The organism is Streptomyces sp. MST-110588 (assembly GCF_022695595.1).
Taxonomy (GTDB): Bacteria; Actinomycetota; Actinomycetes; order Streptomycetales; family Streptomycetaceae; genus Streptomyces.
In genome coordinates, this window is record NZ_CP074380.1 from 2,444,246 (window position 1) to 2,460,642 (window position 16,397).

A 16,397-nucleotide genomic window follows, 5' to 3' on the forward strand; every position below is an offset into this window, starting at 1 on the left:
GCGGCGTTCACCGGGCGCTCTCCATCGACGCGCGCAGTTCGCTGCGGAGTTCGGGGGTCAGGACATGGCCGGCCCGGCCGACGAACAGCGCCATGTGGTACGCCACGACGCTCATGTCGCAGTCCGGTGCGGCGTGCACACCGAGCAGCGAGCCGTCGCTGATCGACATGACGAAGAGACTGCCCTCCTCCATCGCCACCATCGTCTGCTTGACCGTGCCGCCGTCCATGAGCTGCGCGGCGCCCGTGGTGAGGCTGCCCAGGCCGGAGACGATCGTGGCCAGGTCCGCGACGGACCCCCTGGGGCTGGGCCGTCCCGTGGGCGCCGGGGCGTGCTCGGCCCGCTGCGGGTCCGAGGACAGCAACAGCAGCCCGTCGGAGGAGACGACGGCGACCGAGCGGATCCCGGGCACCTCCTCGATCAGGTTCGTCAGCAGCCAGTGCAGATTCTGTGCCTCACTGCTCAGTCCGTAAGCAGCGGCAGTGGGTGCTTGGGCCTTCAATCGCGTGCCTCCTCGACAACGTGGCTCATCCCCGGCGCCCCCGCTCCGTCGGTGTCCTTGATGTCCTTGATGCCCTTGATGTCCTTGCGCGGGCCGGTCCGTCCCGCCGTACGTTCCGCGATGCCGGTCTCGGCCGTACGTTCTGCGATCTCGGTTTCGGCCGTACGTTCCGCGATCTCGGCCTCGACATCGCGCCGGCCCGCCCGCGCCCCCTGCTGGAAGCCGCCGAGCCGGCGCCGCAGCGCCTCGGCGTTCACCCCGCCGCTCCTGCGCGCCGGGGCGGGCGCCTTGCGCTTCACGGGCTGGGGCGTGCGCTTGGGCAGCCCGGCACCCGTCATCCGCATGCGCAGCGGCGGCCGTCCGGAGGCGTCGGCTTCCTGGCCTGCCTGGGGCGTCGATGCCGACGGGGCTGCCGGGGCCGGGCGCGGCACGGTCCGGGGGATGCGCTTGGGGAGCGCGGCCGGCGGCCGGGAGGTCGTCACGGCGGGCCCGGGGGCCTCGGGCAGCGCGGGATCGACCAGGTAGGGGCCGGCAGCCGGCACGGCACGCCGGTCGGTGTCGGCGTCAGCGTCGGTATTGCCGTCGGCGTCGACGTCGGTGTTGCCGTCGGCGTCCGCGCCCGTATCGGCGTCGGCACCGCCCTCGCGATCGTCCGCGCCTTCCGCGAGCTCTTCCGCAGCCGTGGCGGGCTCGTCGGCCTCGGCGGACTCGGCGGATTCCGCGTCGGTCGCCGAAGCCGCCCCCGAGTCGTCCGTCTCCGAGTCGTCCGCCCCGGCAGCCGGGCCGGACAGAAGAGAACCGGGCAGCACGACGACGGCGGTGACCCCGCCCTGCCGGTCGTTGCGCAGCCGTACCCGTACGCCGTGCCGGGCCGCGAGCCGCAGCACGACGTACAGCCCCACCCCCAGGGCGTCTTCGGGCGTGTCGTCGGCCGCTGCGGAGGAGGGACCGCCTGCGAGGCGGTCGTTGAGCTCCGCCAGCCGCTCGTCGGTCATGCCTATGCCCTCGTCCCGGACCGAGAGCATGAACTCGCCGCTCTCCAGCGGCCGGCCGGAGAGCTCGACGAACGCGTCCGGCGGCGAGAAGGCCGTGGCGTTCTCCAGCAGTTCGGCGAGCAGATGGCCGAGGTCCTCCGCGGCGTACCCGGCGACCCGGGCGTGCGGCGACAGCGGCTGGATGCGTATCCGGTCGTGCCGCTCGGTCCCGCCGACGGCGGCGCGCAGCACGTCCGCCAGCGGTACGGGGGCGGTGTGCCCGGTGGCGTGCTCGGCGCCCGCCAGGACGAGCAGGCTCTCGCTGTTGCGGCGTATCCGGGCCGCGAAGTGGTCGAGTTCGAAGAGGGCGCGCAGCCGCTCGGGATCCTGCTCGTCCCGCTCCCGCTCCCGCTCTTCAAGGGTCCCGATGACGGTGAGCTGCCGCTCGATCAGGCCGAGCGTGCGCAGCGAGAGGTCGGCGAAGCGGCCGTGCGCCTGGTCCCGTACCGCCGACAGCCGCTCGGCCAGCTCCTCGGTCTCCCGCCGCAGCGCCGCCCGCTCGCCCTGGAGCGTCTCGCGCTCGGCGGTCAGCCGCTGCCGCCCGCTGATCAGTTGGGCGCGCTCGGCCTCCAGTTCGGCGCGGCTGCGGGCCAGTTCGCGGACCTTGGCGTGCAGCGCGTTGACGGAGCGTACGGTCTCGGCGTACTCGTCGTCGCGGCCCTTGAAGGCGATCGGCTCCTCGTGGGCGGGGTCGGCGGCCACCCGCCGGGCGCCCAGCCGCAGCGCGGCGAGCGGGCGGGTCATCGAGCGCGCGGCCCAGACGCTGGTCGCCACGGCGACCAGCAGACACAGGCCGACCAGCCCGATGCGCAGTTCCAGTTCGGTGACGTCGGCGTCGCGCAGCTCTCCCAGGCGGTGGACGTCGGCGGTGGCCATGGCCGACTCGACGCCGCGCATCAGGCCGAGGCGGGCGGTGAGGGCGCCGCGGATGCGGTCCTTGTTCAGGCTCAGGTCGGCGGTGTCCAGGCGCGGCTGGTCGGTGAGGCGGGCCAGGTAGCGCTCGGCGGTGGCCACGTCCGTGCCGTTGACGGTGCGGTCGTAGCCGTCCCGGGCCTTCTTGCCCGCCGACTGGGCGAAGTCGGCGAGCAGGCCCTGTTCGCGGACGCGGGCCTGCTGGGCGGCGGCGGTCAGCCGGGGCTGTGTGCCCCCCGCCGACAGGGCGGCCAGCAGGAGGCCACGGGTGGCGGACGCCTGCTCGGTGGAGCGCCCGAGGGCGGGCAGCGCGCGGGTGTCGGCGTCGGCGCCGTCCGCGCGGGCGGGCAGGCCGCGCGCGAGGGCGTCACCGACGGCGTTCAGCGCCTGGATGGCCTCGGTGTACGCCTCGAAGACGTCGGCGGCGCTCCCCGGGCTGGTCAGGGCCTTGTGCCGGATCTGGGGCAGGGTGGCCAGGAGCTTGCGCGCGGCGGCGTACACGGGGGTCTGACCGGAGGCGTCGCGGGCCTCGGCGCGCAGCTCGGCGAGCTGCCGGTCGACGCGGGCGCGCTGGGACTCCAGGATCCCCACGGTGGTGCGGGACCGGCGCCCGGTGGCGGCGTATTCGGTCAGGGTGTCGCGCTCGTCGGCCAGGGAGTGGGCGAGCGGGACGGCGCGGGCGTTCAGTTCGGCGAGGTCGACGAGCTGCTGGGAGTCGCGGAGATGGTCGCTGCCGGCCAGGAGGGCGGGCGTGCCGGCGCCGAGGACGGCCAGGCCGACGACGGCCACGGCCGCCACCAGCCGGCCGCGTACGCGCGCGGAGCGGCCCTTGCGTACGGGACCGGTCGCCGGTGTGGCGCCGGCCGCCGATGCGGCATCGGGCCCCGTACGCGCGCCCGTCACCGCGCCCGCACCCGACGCCGGACCGGCCGGTGACCCCGGCTCCACCGCGCCGCCCCGAAGCCGCTTCTTCCGCACCGCTGCTCGCATTCCTGTCTCGCCTGCCCACGCCGATGCCATGGGGCCCGGCGGCCCCGGCCCGCTCGCCGCTCGCGGTGCGGATCGGTGCGAAGACCGAAGCGACTCACACGTCTCACATCGTCCGCGAGGGAAACAGCACAGCCCGGCTCTGCGCGTCGCGACGAGTGTCCTGACCCCACCCCATGATCCGGGCAACGACCATTTCACCGGCGCCGCGCAGTGGCCCGGCAACGCATGCCTGGCCACTCGAATGAGTGAACAACAATCAGAAGTTGACCATCAACTTACGTCTGCGTCCGCCGCCGGACGCAACCGCACGCAACCCCCGCGCGGGTTTGGAGAACCGTGCCGCTCCTGGAAGGATGCGCGCCCGCACCTTCGCGGCCCGGCTCCGCACCGCCCCGTCCCCGAGCCGCGACCGCCGGTACGGAGCCGGGCCCCGGACAGCCGGAGCGGTCGGCGCGGCGCGGGGAAACCGTCGCCCTCCGGCAGACTTGCCCGCATGCGTATCGAACTGTCCTCCGAGCCAGGAGATCCCCAACGCCCGAACGAGGACTACGCGTCCGTCGCCCTTCCGGCCTCCGGCCAGGGCGGAGTCCTGGTGCTCCTGGACGGGGTGACGCCGCCGCCGGGCGACGACGGATGCGTGCACGGCGTGCCCTGGTTCACCGCCCGGCTCGGCGGCGCGATGCTCGAACTGTCCGCTTCGCTCCTGGACATGACGCTCCCCGAGGTGCTCTCCGCCGCCATCACCCGCACCGCCGAAGCCCATCGGTCAACCTGTGACCTTTCTCACGCCCGTACGCCACAGGCAACCGTGGTGGCCGCCCGCTGGTCCCAGGAGACCGTCGAGCACCTGGTCCTGTCCGATTCGGCCCTGCTCGTCGGATGTCCGGACGGCTCGGTCCGCCCGGTCCTGGACACCCGCCTGGACGAGCTGCCACCCGAGGTCCGCGCACTGCGCGCCACCGTACGGGCGCTGCCGCACGGCTCCCCCGAACGGGCCGGGGCAGCCGCGGAGTACGGGCGGGCCGTCGAGGCGCTGCGCAACGCCGAGGGCGGCTTCCACACCGCCGCGGCCGATCCGTCGGTGGCCGCCCGCGCGGTCACCGGCACCATGCCGCGCGCGGAGGTGACGTCCCTGGCCGCGCTCACCGACGGGGCGACGCGCTGGGTCGAGGTCTTCCGCGAGGGCTCCTGGGCAGACTGCCTGACCCTGCTGGCCAAGCAGGGGCCGCGCGCCCTGGTGGAACAGGTCCGTACGGCGGAGGCCGCCGACCCCGAGGGGCGGGCCTTCCCGCGCGGCAAGTCGCAGGACGACGCCACGGCGGTCTTCGTGTCCCTGTGACAGGGGCGAGGGCCCTTTGGCGGGGGGGCGATGCCCTATGAAGGGGCGGGGGTCTCATCCCGCGCCCTCCCGATCCCATAGCGGCTACACCTCCTCGGGCGGCTGCTCCCCGTTCAAGCGGTGCAGCAGCCGCGCCAGTTCCGCGACCTCCTTGCGGTCCCAGGCGGCGAGGCGGCGCGCGTACTGGGCGCGCCGGCCGTCGCGTACGCGGGTGAAGCGGGCGCGGCCCTCGTCGGTGAGGCGGACCAGGACGGCCCGGCCGTCGGCGGGGTCCGGCTCGCGGGCGACCAGACCGAGGTCCTCCAGGGCGCGCAACTGACGGCTCATGGTGGCCTTGCCGACGCCGAAGTAGCCGGCGAGGTCCGTGGCCCGCTGCTGCCCGGCGTCGGCCAGCCGCATCAGCAGGCCGTACGCCGCCGACTCCAGGTCCGGGTGGACCGCGCGCGCCAGCTCACCGGACGAGGCGCGGGCGCGGCGCAGGAAGACCGCCAACTCGCGTTCCAGCGCCAGGAATTCGTGGTCCACACCACTGTGCTCGCCTGCCGCCGGCCTGCCGTCGGCTCCGGTGTTGTGCACGTCAGCGCCCTCTCCCGCTTTCGGAATACTGAAAATTTCTTTCATCGGTGGCCGAAGCCGCAGTTGGGCCAGTATTTCGCAGGATTAGACCAACGGCAGCCCCGTACCCGTCTTTGCCGGGCCGTTCCACACCCGTACCGTCATTTCTGGCATGGCCACACCAAACCCCCCGCATCCGCGCGGTCGCCACCGCGCGCCCTCCCGGCCCGCTGCCGCTCACCCCCTCTCAGGTCGTACACCGAGATCTCCGGAGGCATGAATGCCTGTGCACAGATCCGGCGCGCCCCGCCGCGCGCGTTCGCCGCGCACCGCGTCCGTGATGTTCCTCGCCCTGGCCGCCCTCCTCCTGGGGCCGTCCGGCACCGCCGGCGCCGCCCCCGCTCCCCCTCCCGGCCCCGCCCCCTCCTCGTACGGGAAGAGCGCCCCCGAGCCCACCCACCCCGACCGGGACTGGGCCGGGTCCCAGGTGGCCGCGCACGAGGGCGACCCGCCGGGTCAGGCTCCGAAGCCGCCGGTCGCCGCGTCCGTGGAGGGCGTGGACGTCAGCAGCCACAACGGCAACGTCGCCTGGCAGACGCTGTGGAACGGCGGGGTGCGGTTCGCCTACGTCAAGGCGACCGAGTCCACCAGCTACACCAACCCCTACTTCACGCAGCAGTACAACGGCTCGTACGACGTCGGGATGATCCGGGGCGCGTACCACTTCGCCACGCCGAACACCTCCAGCGGCGCCGCGCAGGCGAACTACTTCGTCGACCACGGCGGCGGCTGGTCCGGGGACGGCAGGACGCTGCCGGGCGCGCTGGACATGGAGTACAACCCCTACGGCTCGACCTGCTACGGCAAGAGCGCCACCGGGCTGATCAACTGGATCAAGGACTGGTTCGCCACCTACAAGGAACGCACCGGGCGGGACGCCGTCATCTACACCTCCACCGGCTGGTGGAAGCAGTGCACCGGCAACTACGCCGACTTCGGCTCCGTCAACCCCCTGTGGATCCCGCGCTACGGCACCTCGGCCGGCGAACTCCCGTCCGGCTGGGGCTTCCACACCATCTGGCAGTACACCTCCTCCGGCACCACGGTAGGCGACCGCGACCGCTTCAACGGCGCCTACGACCGCCTCCAGGCCCTCGCCAACGGCTAAGCCCTACAGAAACGGGCCCCGGGGCGAATTCCCGGGACTCGTGTACGGCCGGGACCTCAGGCCCGGCGCTCCCGCGGGAAATTCTCGGTGCCGAGCTTCAGGCCGACGACGGTGCCGGTCAGATCGACCGGCACGCCGAAGTCCGAGGTCAGGCTCGCCTGATACATGCCGTCCTTCGGCAGCGTGTACAGATGCCACTTGGCCGTATACGGGTCGGCGATCAGGTACACGGGGATGCCGCCGGCAGCGTAGGCGGCCTTCTTCTTCCCGTAGTCGTTGTCCGCGGTCCCGCGCGAGATCACCTCAAGCACGAATTCCACGTCCTGGTGGCGCCACCGGCCCTGTCCATCCGGCTCGGCCTCGTCCGAGACCTTGAAAAGATCCGGAGCGAAACTGTTGCCACAGCCAGGGAGATCGAGGCGCATGTCCACATTGATCTCCGACTCGTCACCGAAATGGTCTTCCAACTGCCGCAGCACCCTACGAATGATCTTCCAGTGCACTCCGCGCTGTGGTGACATGCAGATGGCTCCCCCGACGATCTCCGCTTTGTAGCCTTCGGGGGTGATTTCGTACAGCAGCTCGAACTGATCCAAGTCCTGCTCATCGTTGTCGGCCATCTCGGTCCTGTCGATCAGTGCGATGGTCACCGTGCCGCTCCTCCCCGCTCCCGCTGTCTCGCGGGCAGTCGCGCGGTACAACGATACGCACGGTGCACGGGACACGCCCGGCTCGGAACTCGTCGTACTGGAGTTCCGCACGGTGGTCCGTCAGTCCCGTGGAAACTCGTCGGTGGTCAGCGTCAGGCCGACGGCCGTGTCGGTCAGGTCCACCGGGTCGCCGAAGTCGAGGGTCAGGTACCGGTGGTACTTTCCGTCCTTGGGCAGCGTGTGGAGATGCCAGGTACCGGTGCAGGGATCGATGATGAGGTAGACCGGGACCTCGGCCACCGCGTAGGTCTCCAGCTTGGGGCCGTAATCGTTGCGCGCCGTGTTCCTGGAGATGACTTCGGCGACGAATTCGATGTCCTCGTATCGCCAGCGTCCTTTGTGGTCCTTGACCGCGCCGTCCCGCAGCGCGATCACATCGGACGCAAAACCGTTGAGGTGGCCGGGGAAGTCGATGCGCACATCCGACTTCAACTGCTTCCTCGGGTATTTCTCCCGTAGCTGGTCGTAGATCGCGGCGATGATGTCCCAGTGATTGTCCCGCTGCGGCGAGACGTAGATGGCCCCCTCGACGATCTCTGCTCTGTAGCCCTCGGGGACGGGCATCCGCTCCAGCCAGTCGAACATCATGTCCAGGCTGAGCTCGTCGCTGTCGGCCATCTCGATCTCGATCCTGCTGTCGGTCAGCTCGATGGTCATCCGCGCTCCTCCCCACCGCCGCGGTGTGCGGGCAGTCGCGCGGTACAACGATACGCACGGTGCACGGGACACGCCCGGCCCCGGACCCCTTGGCACTGGGGTTCGGGGCCGGGCGCGTCCGGGCGGGTCCGTCAGGCGGCGACCGGGACCTCCGGGGCGGCCGGGGCGGCGGTGGCCGGGGTCAGGGCCAGTTCGAGGACCCGGCGGACGTCCGAGACGGGGTGGACGTCGAGCTTCTCCAGGATCTCGGCCGGGACGTCGTCCAGGTCCGGCTCGTTGCGCTTGGGAATGATCACCGTGGTGATCCCGGCGCGGTGCGCGGCGAGCAGCTTCTGCTTGACGCCGCCGATCGGCAGCACCCGCCCGGTCAGCGAGACCTCGCCGGTCATCGCCACGTCCGGGCGCACCTGCCGGCCCGAGAGCAGCGAGGCCAGGGCGGTGGTCATCGTGATGCCGGCGCTCGGCCCGTCCTTGGGGACCGCGCCCGCCGGTACGTGCAGATGGACCCCGCGCTCCTTCAAGTCACCGACCGGCAGCTCCAGTTCGGCGCCGTGCGAGCGCAGGAAGGACAGCGCGATGTGCGCGGACTCCTTCATGACGTCGCCGAGCTGCCCGGTGAGCTGGAGGCCGGAGGCGCCGGTCTCGGCGTCGGCCAAGGACGCCTCCACGTACAGGACGTCGCCGCCCGCGCCGGTGACCGCCAGGCCCGTGACTACGCCGGGGACCGCGGTGCGGCGCTCGGCCGGGTCCTGGGCCGACTCCGGGGTGTGGTGCGGCCGTCCGATCAGCGGACGCAGCTCCTCCACCCCGATGGTGAACGGCAGTTCCCGCTCGCCCAGCTCGTGCTGGGCGGCGACCTTGCGCAGCAGCCGGGTGACGGACCGCTCCAGGTTCCGTACGCCCGCCTCACGGGTGTACTCCCCCGCCAGCTTGCGCAGCGCCTCGTCCCGGACGGTCACCTCGCCCGGCTCCAGGCCGGCCCGCTCCAGTTGGCGCGGCAGCAGGTGGTCACGGGCGATGACGACCTTCTCGTCCTCGGTGTAGCCGTCCAGGCGGACCAGGTCCATCCGGTCCAGCAGCGGCTCGGGGATGGCTTCGAGCACGTTGGCCGTGGCGAGGAAGACCACGTCGCTCAGGTCGAGCTCGACCTCCAGGTAGTGGTCGCGGAAGGTGTGGTTCTGCGCGGGGTCCAGGACTTCCAGGAGGGCGGCGGCCGGGTCGCCGCGGTAGTCGGAGCCGACCTTGTCGATCTCGTCCAGGAGGACGACGGGGTTCATGGACCCGGCTTCCTTGACGGCCCGCACGATCCGTCCGGGCAGCGCGCCCACGTACGTACGGCGGTGGCCGCGGATCTCCGCCTCGTCCCGTACGCCGCCGAGCGCGACCCGTACGAACTTGCGGCCCATGGCGCGTGCCACGGATTCTCCGAGCGAGGTCTTTCCGACGCCGGGCGGCCCTACGAGTGCGAGCACCGCGCCGCCGCGGCGCCCGCCGACCAGGCCCAGGCCCCGGTCCGCGCGCCGCTTGCGCACGGCCAGGTACTCGGTGATCCGGTCCTTGACGTCCTCCAGCCCCGCGTGGTCGGCGTCCAGGACGGCACGCGCGCCGGCGATGTCGTACGCGTCCTCGGTCCGCTCGTTCCAGGGCAGCTCCAGGACGGTGTCGAGCCAGGTGCGGATCCAGGAGCCCTCGGGGCTCTGGTCGCTGGCCCGCTCCAGCTTGTCGACCTCCTTCAGGGCGGCCTTGCGGACCTCCTCGGGGAGGTCGGCGGCCTCGACACGGGCGCGGTAGTCCTCGCTCTCGTCGCCGGGGTCGCCGTTGAGCTCGGCCAGCTCCTTGCGTACGGCTTCCATCTGCCGGCGCAGCAGGAACTCGCGCTGCTGCTTGTCCACGCCCTCCTGGACGTCCTTGGCGATGGACTCCGCGACGTTCTGCTCGGCGAGGTGCTCGCGCAGCGCCTCGGTGGCGAGCTTGAGCCGCGCCACCGGATCGGCGGTCTCCAGCAACTGCACCTTCTGTTCGGTGGTCAGGAAGGGCGAGTAGCCGGAGTTGTCCGCGAGCTGCGAGACGCCCTCGATCTGCTGGACGCGGTCCACGACCTGCCAGGCACCGCGCTTCTTGAGCCAGTCGGTGGCCAGCGCCTTGTACTCCTTGACCAGCTCGGTGACGGCGCCGGGCAGCGGGTCGGGGACGCTCTCCTCGACGGTGGTGCCCTCCACCCACAGGGCGGCGCCGGGCCCGGTGGTGCCGGAGCCGATCCGTACCCGGCCCAGGCCCCGGATGAGCGCGCCGGGGTCGCCGTCGGAGAGCCGTCCGACCTGCTCGACGCGCCCGAGCGTGCCGGTCCCCGCGTATGTGCCGTCGACACGGGGCACAAGCAGCACCCGTGGCTTGTTACCGGAGGCAGCGGCGGCCTGGGCGGCCTCCACCGCCGCGCGCACCTCCGCGTCGGACAGGTCCAGCGGCACCACCATGCCCGGCAGCACCACCTCGTCATCGAGGGGCAGCACGGGCAGAGTGAGCGAGGCGGACGTCGAAGCCATGATCTCCCCTTCGGCAGGCAAGTTGAGCTGTACCCACTCAATGCTCCTGAGCCACCGGATGTTCCCCGTCCCGTGTTCGCTGTGAGCGATCAGACGGCCAGAACGGAACGGGTCGGGGTCGAGGATGAGGAGATGACTGGGACCACTGGGTCGGACGGGCTGGACGGGTCGACTGGGATGAACGGGACGACTGACATGACCGGGACGACTGACGTGACCGGCACGGCGCGGGCGCGTTCGTTCGACAGGGCTGCCGGGCGGTACGGGGCGAGCCGCCCTTCGTATCCGCCCGCCCTTCTGGACGCCGTCGAGGAATTCATGGGACGCCCGCTGGCGGGGGCCCGGGTCGCCGACGTGGGGGCGGGCACCGGGATCGCCACCGCCCTGCTGTGCGGGCGCGGTGCCGAGGTGGTCGCGGTGGAGCCCGGTGACGGCATGGCGGCGGAGTTCCGCGAGGCCCTCCCCGGCGTGCCGGTCGTCCGGGGTGACGGCAACGCCCTGCCGCTCGCCGACGCCTCCCATGACCTGATCACGTACGCGCAGGCGTGGCACTGGACCGACACCGGCCGCTCCGTCCCCGAAGCGCTGCGCGTGCTGCGCCCGGGCGGGGCGCTGGCGGTCTGGTGGAACACCCACGCCCTGGACGTGCCGTGGATCGCCGCGCAGCGGGACCGGGTCGCGCGGCACTGCGGGGTGCAGCCGCCCTCGGCGGCCCGTCCTGACGACGGGCGTGCCGTCCGGCTCGCCGGCTTCACCGGTCTGCGCACCGCCCGCCGCCAGGTGCGCTGGAGCCGTACCGTCCCGCTCGACACGCACCTGGAAAACCTCGGCAGCCATTCGGCGTTCCTCGTCCTCGGCGAGGCCGGTACCCGTGCGTTCCTCGCCGAGGAGCGGGGGCGCCTGCGGGAGATCTTCCCTGCGGGGACGGTGGAGGAGACGTACGTGGCCGACCTGCTGGTCGCCTTCCGCCCCTGAGATTCCTGAGATTCCTGGGGTTCCTGGGGTTTCTGAGCCGGATGCGGGTCAAACGTTCGACTGCCCGGGTGTACGGAGTGCTACGCTCCGGCCGCGCGTGCGGAGCGTGACAGCGCGACGCCGCAGCCACGACGGCACGGACCGCGAGGTCGGGACGGGAAGAGGGGGTTGATGAATATGGCTCGCCAAGAGCTTCGTCAGCATGCCCTTGGCCGGGTCGTGGTCGCGCAGGATTGGTGAGCGGCCCGGTCGTTCGAAAACGACCAGGAAGTGTCGCGTGTCTTTTTCTTCTTTTTCTTCTTTCTCCTCTTCCCCCTCCTCTCCTTTCTCTTTCTTCTCTTCGGTCGGTACGGATCTGATCACCGATCGGCTTGTGCTGCGGCCCTGGACCCCCGAGGAGATCGCCGCCGTGGTCGGCGACGAGCGGTCGGAGCACTGGGCCGAGGACTTCCCCGCCGACGGGGACCGGGTGATCGCCGGTTTCGTCGCCGGGCATCCCGACGGACCCGCGGGAAGCGGGCAGCGTCAGATCCTGGAGCGGGAGAGCGGCCTGGTGGTCGGTTCCATCGGTCTGTTCCGGCCGGCGCGGGAGGGGGTCGTGGAGTTCGGGTACGGCGTCGTCGCCTCTCGCAGGGGGCGCGGTTACGCCTCCGAGGCCGCGCGGGCGATCGTGGAGTTCGCGCTGGACGCGCCGGAGGTGCACACCGTGCGGGCGGATGTGGAACTGGGCAATCCGGCGTCGATACGGGTGCTGGAGAAGGCCGGGCTGCGGCGCCGGGTCCAGGACGCCACGACGGCGCGGTACCAGATCACGGCGCAGGAGTTCGCACGGCTGTCTGCCGGACCCTCCTGACCCGCCGCAGCAGGGCGCCGCTCGCCGCGCCGAGGGTCAGTGACAGCAGGTGACCCCAGTCCGAGACCGGGTCGAGGTAGGCGAGCAGATCGCTGACGGCCAGGGCGCCGGCCGCGAACAGCAGCGGCAGGCGCCCCCACGGCGGGAGGAGGACGGCCAGCGCCCCGACGCAGGTCATGACGCCGAAGCTGATGCCGTAATCGAGGCGGTGCAGGGCCGAGCCGGGCAGTTGCCCCAGGGCGACCGACAGCCCGACCGGCACTTCCGTCGCGAGGGTGGCGATGGCGTGGCCGCCGAAGAAGACGGCGGCGGTCCGCAGGGAGCCGACCCGCCGCTCCAGGGCGGTCAGCACGAAGGGGAAGGCGAGGGCGTACGCCGAGAGCAGCCCGCCCGCGCTCCACAGGGCGCTGGTCAGGAGCGCCAGCAGCGGTGCGTGCGCGAGGTGCTGGACGTCCGTACTGGAGCCGCGCAGCAGGTCCAGTACGAGCGCGGGGTCGGCGTTCTCGGCGAACACGGTGGTCGCGGCGAGGAGGAGGGCGTAGCAGAAGGTGAAGGGGGCGCCGGTGGGCGTGGGCAGCAGCCTTCCGGGCCGCCACGGCGCGAGGCCGGAGGCGGGCGCGAGGCCGGGATCGTGCACGAGGCCGGAGGCCGACACGAAGCCGGAATCGGGCACGAGGCCGGAGACCGACGCGAGGCCGGGATCGGGCGGAGAAGCGTGTTCGGGCGGGGAAGCCTGCCCGGGCGCAGAAACCTGCTCGATCGGGGAAGCGTGCTCGGGGGCGGGGATGCCCGCGAGCAGGGGGCGATCGTTCTTCCCGGCGGCGTCCGCCTCGGTGGCGGCCATGGCCGCTGATCCCTCCCGGCTCACTGCTTCCCGGCTCCTTCGGTCGATCGTCACGTCGGCGGCGCGCACGGCGGGCCGCGCCCGCACCCCCTCGGCCACGGCTCCCGGCAGCGGGCGAGGCGGAACACGCCACTCCCAAGACGACAACGTTCGCACCAATCTCCACGTTCAACCCATGAATCGGCCGTTCCAGTGACATGCGTCACTTGGGGCAACCGCGGTGGTGCGAGTGGCATCAGGGGAGCGCGCGGGGAACGGCCGCCCGCCTTCCCCGGCTGGACGGCCGTTCCGGTGGTTCGCCAAGATGGCCCGCATGGCTCCCGTACCTTCCGTATACCCACCCCAGGTACATCCCCGTCCGGATCAGGCCGGTCAAGAGAACGAGCAGGACGCGCCGGACGCGCCGGACGCGTACGACGGGCCGCGCGTGCTGGACCGGCGCGAGGGCCCGTACGGCGAAGTGGTGCTGCGGCAGCGGGGCGAGCACTTCGAGATCATCGCCAACGGCTGTTTCCTCATGGACACCTCCGACGGCCGGTCCGAGCGGCTGCTGATCGACGCGGCGCTGGCCGCGCTGCCCGCCGGACGCGAGCGCCCCGCGCTGCTGATCGGCGGCCTGGGGGTCGGTTTCTCGGCGGTACGGGCCGCGGCCGAGCCGCGCTGGGGCCGGATCGTGGTGGTCGAGCGGGAGGACGCCGTCGTGGACTGGCACCGGACCGGCCCGCTCGCCACGCTCTCCGCGCCCGCGCTGGCCGATCCCCGTACCGAGATCGCGCCCGCGGACCTCCTGACCTACCTCCGCGAGGACACCGGCCCGGACGCCTTCGACGCGCTGTGCCTGGACATCGACAACGGCCCGGACTGGACGGTCACCGAGGACAACGGCGGCCTGTACTCCCCCGCGGGTCTGGCCCTGTGCCGGGACCGGCTCACGCCCGGCGGGGTGCTCGCCATCTGGTCCGCGCAGCCGTCGTCGGATTTCGAAACATCCTTGCGAAATGCCGGGTTCACCGGCGTACGTACCGAAGAAGTGCCGGTTGCCCGAGGCGTCCCCGACGTGGTGCACCTCGCCCACAAGGGCGCGTAGCCGCCGGTCACACCCTGCCTTTACGCTGCTGCCCAGCAGGAGCGACGAGCAACACGCGACGAGCAGTACGCGATGAGCAGCACGCGACCAGACGAGCCGGACGAGCGGTACGCGACCAGCGGTACGCAGCCGGCACACGGGGACACGCAGGGGCGGGCGATGGATCAGACGCAGACCACCCAGGGCGGCACCGCCGCGGCCACGCCCGGCGCCCAGCGCCGGATCCTCGTCGTGGAGGACGACCCGACGATCGTGGACGCCATCGCGACCCGGCTGCGCGCCGAGGGGTTCCAGGTGCAGACGGCCACCGACGGGCCGGCGGCCGTGGACACCGCCGAGGCATGGCAGCCGGACCTGCTGGTGCTCGATGTGATGCTGCCGGGCTTCGACGGCCTGGAGGTGTGCCGCCGGGTCCAGGCCCGGCGCCCGGTGCCGGTGATGATGCTGACCGCGCGGGACGACGAGACGGACATGCTGGTCGGCCTGGGGGTGGGCGCGGACGACTACATGACCAAGCCGTTCTCCATGCGGGAGCTGGCGGCGCGGGTGCATGTGCTGCTGCGGCGGGTGGAGCGCGCGGCGCTGGCCGCCCATACGCCGCGCAGCGGCATCCTGCGCCTGGGCGAGCTGGAGATCGACCACGCGCAGCGCCGGGTGCGGGTGCGCGGGGAGGACGTCCATCTGACGCCCACCGAGTTCGACCTGCTGGTGTGTCTGGCCAACACCCCGCGCGCGGTGCTCTCCCGTGAGCAGTTGCTGGCGGAGGTGTGGGACTGGGCGGATGCCTCGGGGACCCGTACGGTCGACAGCCACATCAAGGCGCTGCGCCGCAAGATCGGCGCCGAGCGCATCCGTACGGTGCACGGCGTCGGTTACGCGCTGGAGACCCCGCCCGCATGACCTCCCGTACGACCCGCCGTACGGCCCGGGAAGGGGCGGCCCGGGGCGCGGCCCGCAGCGGGGCGTCCGCGCGCAGGTGGTGGGAGCGGGTCTGGGAGCGCGTATGGGAAGGGCTGCGCCCCCTGGATCCGTACCGCTCCGTGAAGGCGGCCCTGGGCGCGCTGGTCATCGTCTCGGTGATCATCACCACTCTGCTGATCTTCGTCGCCATCCATTCGGCGACCGAGCTGCGCATCATCACCGTGTTCTCCGTCATCGCCTCGCTGCTGGTCACGCAGTTCGTCGCGCAGAGCCTGACGGCGCCGCTGGACGAGATGACGGATGTGACGCGGTCCATGGCCAACGGTGATTACACCCGGCGGGTGCGGGCCGAACGGCGGGACGAGTTCGGTGATCTGGCCGACGCTTTCAACCGCATGGCCGCCGATCTGGAGGCGGTGGACACTCACCGTAAGGAGCTGGTCGCCAACGTCTCGCACGAGCTGCGTACCCCGATCGCCGCGCTGCGCGCCGTACTGGAGAACGTCGTGGACGGCGTCTGCCGGCCCGATCCGGAGACGATGCGTACGGCGCTGAAGCAGACGGAGCGGCTGGGCCGGCTGGTGGAGCACCTTTTGGACCTCTCCCGTCTGGACAACGGGGTGGTGCCGCTGCACGCCCGCCGCTTCGAGGTCTGGCCGTATCTGTCGGGGGTGCTCAAAGAGGCCAACATGAGCCGTGGCGCGGCCACCCTCGCCGGCTCGGGGACGCACACCCGTACGGACGTCCACCTCCACCTCGACGTATCGCCGCCCGAACTGACGGCGTACGCGGACGCCGAGCGGCTCCACCAGGTCGTGGCCAATCTGATCGACAACGCCATCAAGCACAGCCCCCGGCACGGCCGGGTCACGGTGCGGGCGCGGCGCGGCGCGGGGCCCGAGAGCCTGGAACTGGAGGTGCAGGACGAGGGGCCGGGGGTGCCCGAGTCCGAGCGCCACCGCGTTTTCGAGCGCTTCAACCGGGGTGGTCCGGGGCCCTCGGGGCCGGGTACGGACGGCGGTACGGGCCTGGGGCTGGCGATCGCCCGCTGGGCGGTGGATCTGCACGGCGGACGTATAGGGGTGGCCGAATCCCCCGTGGCTGCCGCATCCGCGTCACCCTTCCGGGGATCGACTCCGCGCGAAGCTGACGATCGTTGACGTAGGGTCGTTGGTGGAGACACTCATCCAGTCGGTGCCTCGGCGATGAGCCGTACCCGCAAGCAGGCAAACCAGGTGTGTTTCCCGCCAAGTCATGCCCGCAAACCCGTAGCTGAATGTGACGTACGCGACGACTGACCCTCCCGG

At 72.1% G+C, this 16,397-nt stretch carries 14 protein-coding genes and 1 pseudogene; 7 read left to right on the top strand and 8 right to left on the bottom strand.

The genetic code is table 11. The annotated features are described in order from the left end of the window. Nucleotides 1-7 precede the first annotated feature (7 nt). The gene (locus KGS77_RS10635; protein WP_242580533.1) at nucleotides 8-502 is read right to left on the bottom strand and encodes a roadblock/LC7 domain-containing protein; all 495 of its coding nucleotides are present in this window, start codon (nucleotides 500-502) and stop codon (nucleotides 8-10) included. Beyond that, nucleotides 499-3,426, bottom strand: coding sequence for a nitrate- and nitrite sensing domain-containing protein (locus KGS77_RS10640; RefSeq protein WP_277994212.1), 2,928 nt, complete (start codon nucleotides 3,424-3,426; stop codon nucleotides 499-501). Before KGS77_RS10640 ends, KGS77_RS10635 begins: the two co-directional genes overlap by 4 nt. Nucleotides 3,427-3,931: 505 nt before the next feature. Here KGS77_RS10640 and KGS77_RS10645 point away from each other — a divergent pair. After that, complete coding sequence (locus tag KGS77_RS10645; protein ID WP_242580536.1) at nucleotides 3,932-4,777, top strand: protein phosphatase 2C domain-containing protein; 846 nt, start codon at nucleotides 3,932-3,934, stop codon at nucleotides 4,775-4,777. A gap of 84 nt (nucleotides 4,778-4,861) precedes the next feature. Here the strand turns inward: KGS77_RS10645 and KGS77_RS10650 are convergent, their stop codons facing one another. Then, complete coding sequence (locus KGS77_RS10650) at nucleotides 4,862-5,353, bottom strand: MarR family transcriptional regulator (RefSeq protein ID WP_242580538.1); 492 nt, start codon at nucleotides 5,351-5,353, stop codon at nucleotides 4,862-4,864. 259 nt (nucleotides 5,354-5,612) lie between these two features. Here KGS77_RS10650 and KGS77_RS10655 point away from each other — a divergent pair, with 259 nt between their 5' ends. Beyond that, nucleotides 5,613-6,500 (top strand): lysozyme, encoded by an 888-nt coding sequence (locus KGS77_RS10655; RefSeq protein WP_242580539.1) that lies wholly within the window; start codon nucleotides 5,613-5,615, stop codon nucleotides 6,498-6,500. Between the two features lie 56 nt (nucleotides 6,501-6,556). Here KGS77_RS10655 and KGS77_RS10660 read toward each other — a convergent pair whose 3' ends face one another. From KGS77_RS10660 to lon, 3 genes are all read right to left on the bottom strand, one after another. Beyond that, complete coding sequence (locus KGS77_RS10660; protein ID WP_242580540.1) at nucleotides 6,557-7,150, bottom strand: Uma2 family endonuclease; 594 nt, start codon at nucleotides 7,148-7,150, stop codon at nucleotides 6,557-6,559. A gap of 120 nt (nucleotides 7,151-7,270) precedes the next feature. Continuing rightward, complete coding sequence (locus tag KGS77_RS10665) at nucleotides 7,271-7,867, bottom strand: Uma2 family endonuclease (RefSeq protein WP_242580541.1); 597 nt, start codon at nucleotides 7,865-7,867, stop codon at nucleotides 7,271-7,273. Nucleotides 7,868-7,998: 131 nt separating this feature from the next. Next, entirely contained in the window at nucleotides 7,999-10,410 is a 2,412-nt protein-coding gene (gene lon, locus KGS77_RS10670; protein WP_242580542.1) for an endopeptidase La, read from the bottom strand. A gap of 213 nt (nucleotides 10,411-10,623) precedes the next feature. Here lon and KGS77_RS10675 point away from each other — a divergent pair, with 213 nt between their 5' ends. Next, nucleotides 10,624-11,385, top strand: coding sequence for a class I SAM-dependent methyltransferase (locus KGS77_RS10675; RefSeq protein WP_242587406.1), 762 nt, complete (start codon nucleotides 10,624-10,626; stop codon nucleotides 11,383-11,385). A 48-nt stretch (nucleotides 11,386-11,433) separates the two neighbouring features. On the opposite strand, the gene KGS77_RS10680 is transcribed toward KGS77_RS10675, so the two are convergent. Continuing rightward, complete coding sequence (locus KGS77_RS10680; protein ID WP_242580543.1) at nucleotides 11,434-11,748, bottom strand: hypothetical protein; 315 nt, start codon at nucleotides 11,746-11,748, stop codon at nucleotides 11,434-11,436. A 10-nt stretch (nucleotides 11,749-11,758) separates the two neighbouring features. Between KGS77_RS10680 and KGS77_RS10685 the strand changes: the two genes are divergently transcribed. Next, nucleotides 11,759-12,238, top strand: a complete 480-nt coding sequence (locus KGS77_RS10685; RefSeq protein WP_242580544.1) for a GNAT family N-acetyltransferase — start codon at nucleotides 11,759-11,761, stop codon at nucleotides 12,236-12,238. Here the strand turns inward: KGS77_RS10685 and KGS77_RS10690 are convergent. Beyond that, a complete protein-coding gene (locus KGS77_RS10690) occupies nucleotides 12,195-13,082 on the bottom strand; it encodes a rhomboid-like protein (protein ID WP_242580545.1) in 888 nt (295 codons plus the stop codon). The genes KGS77_RS10685 and KGS77_RS10690 overlap by 44 nt on opposite strands. A 313-nt stretch (nucleotides 13,083-13,395) precedes the next feature. Here KGS77_RS10690 and KGS77_RS10695 point away from each other — a divergent pair, with 313 nt between their 5' ends. From KGS77_RS10695 to KGS77_RS10705, 3 genes and pseudogenes are all read left to right on the top strand, one after another. Then, nucleotides 13,396-14,169, top strand: coding sequence for a spermidine synthase (locus KGS77_RS10695; protein WP_242580547.1), 774 nt, complete (start codon nucleotides 13,396-13,398; stop codon nucleotides 14,167-14,169). Nucleotides 14,170-14,328: 159 nt separating this feature from the next. Next, nucleotides 14,329-15,069, top strand: a complete 741-nt coding sequence (locus tag KGS77_RS10700) for a response regulator transcription factor (RefSeq protein ID WP_242587407.1) — start codon at nucleotides 14,329-14,331, stop codon at nucleotides 15,067-15,069. A gap of 113 nt (nucleotides 15,070-15,182) precedes the next feature. Then, nucleotides 15,183-16,240, top strand: a pseudogene (locus tag KGS77_RS10705) (ATP-binding protein). The last annotated feature ends 157 nt before the right edge of the window (nucleotides 16,241-16,397 follow it).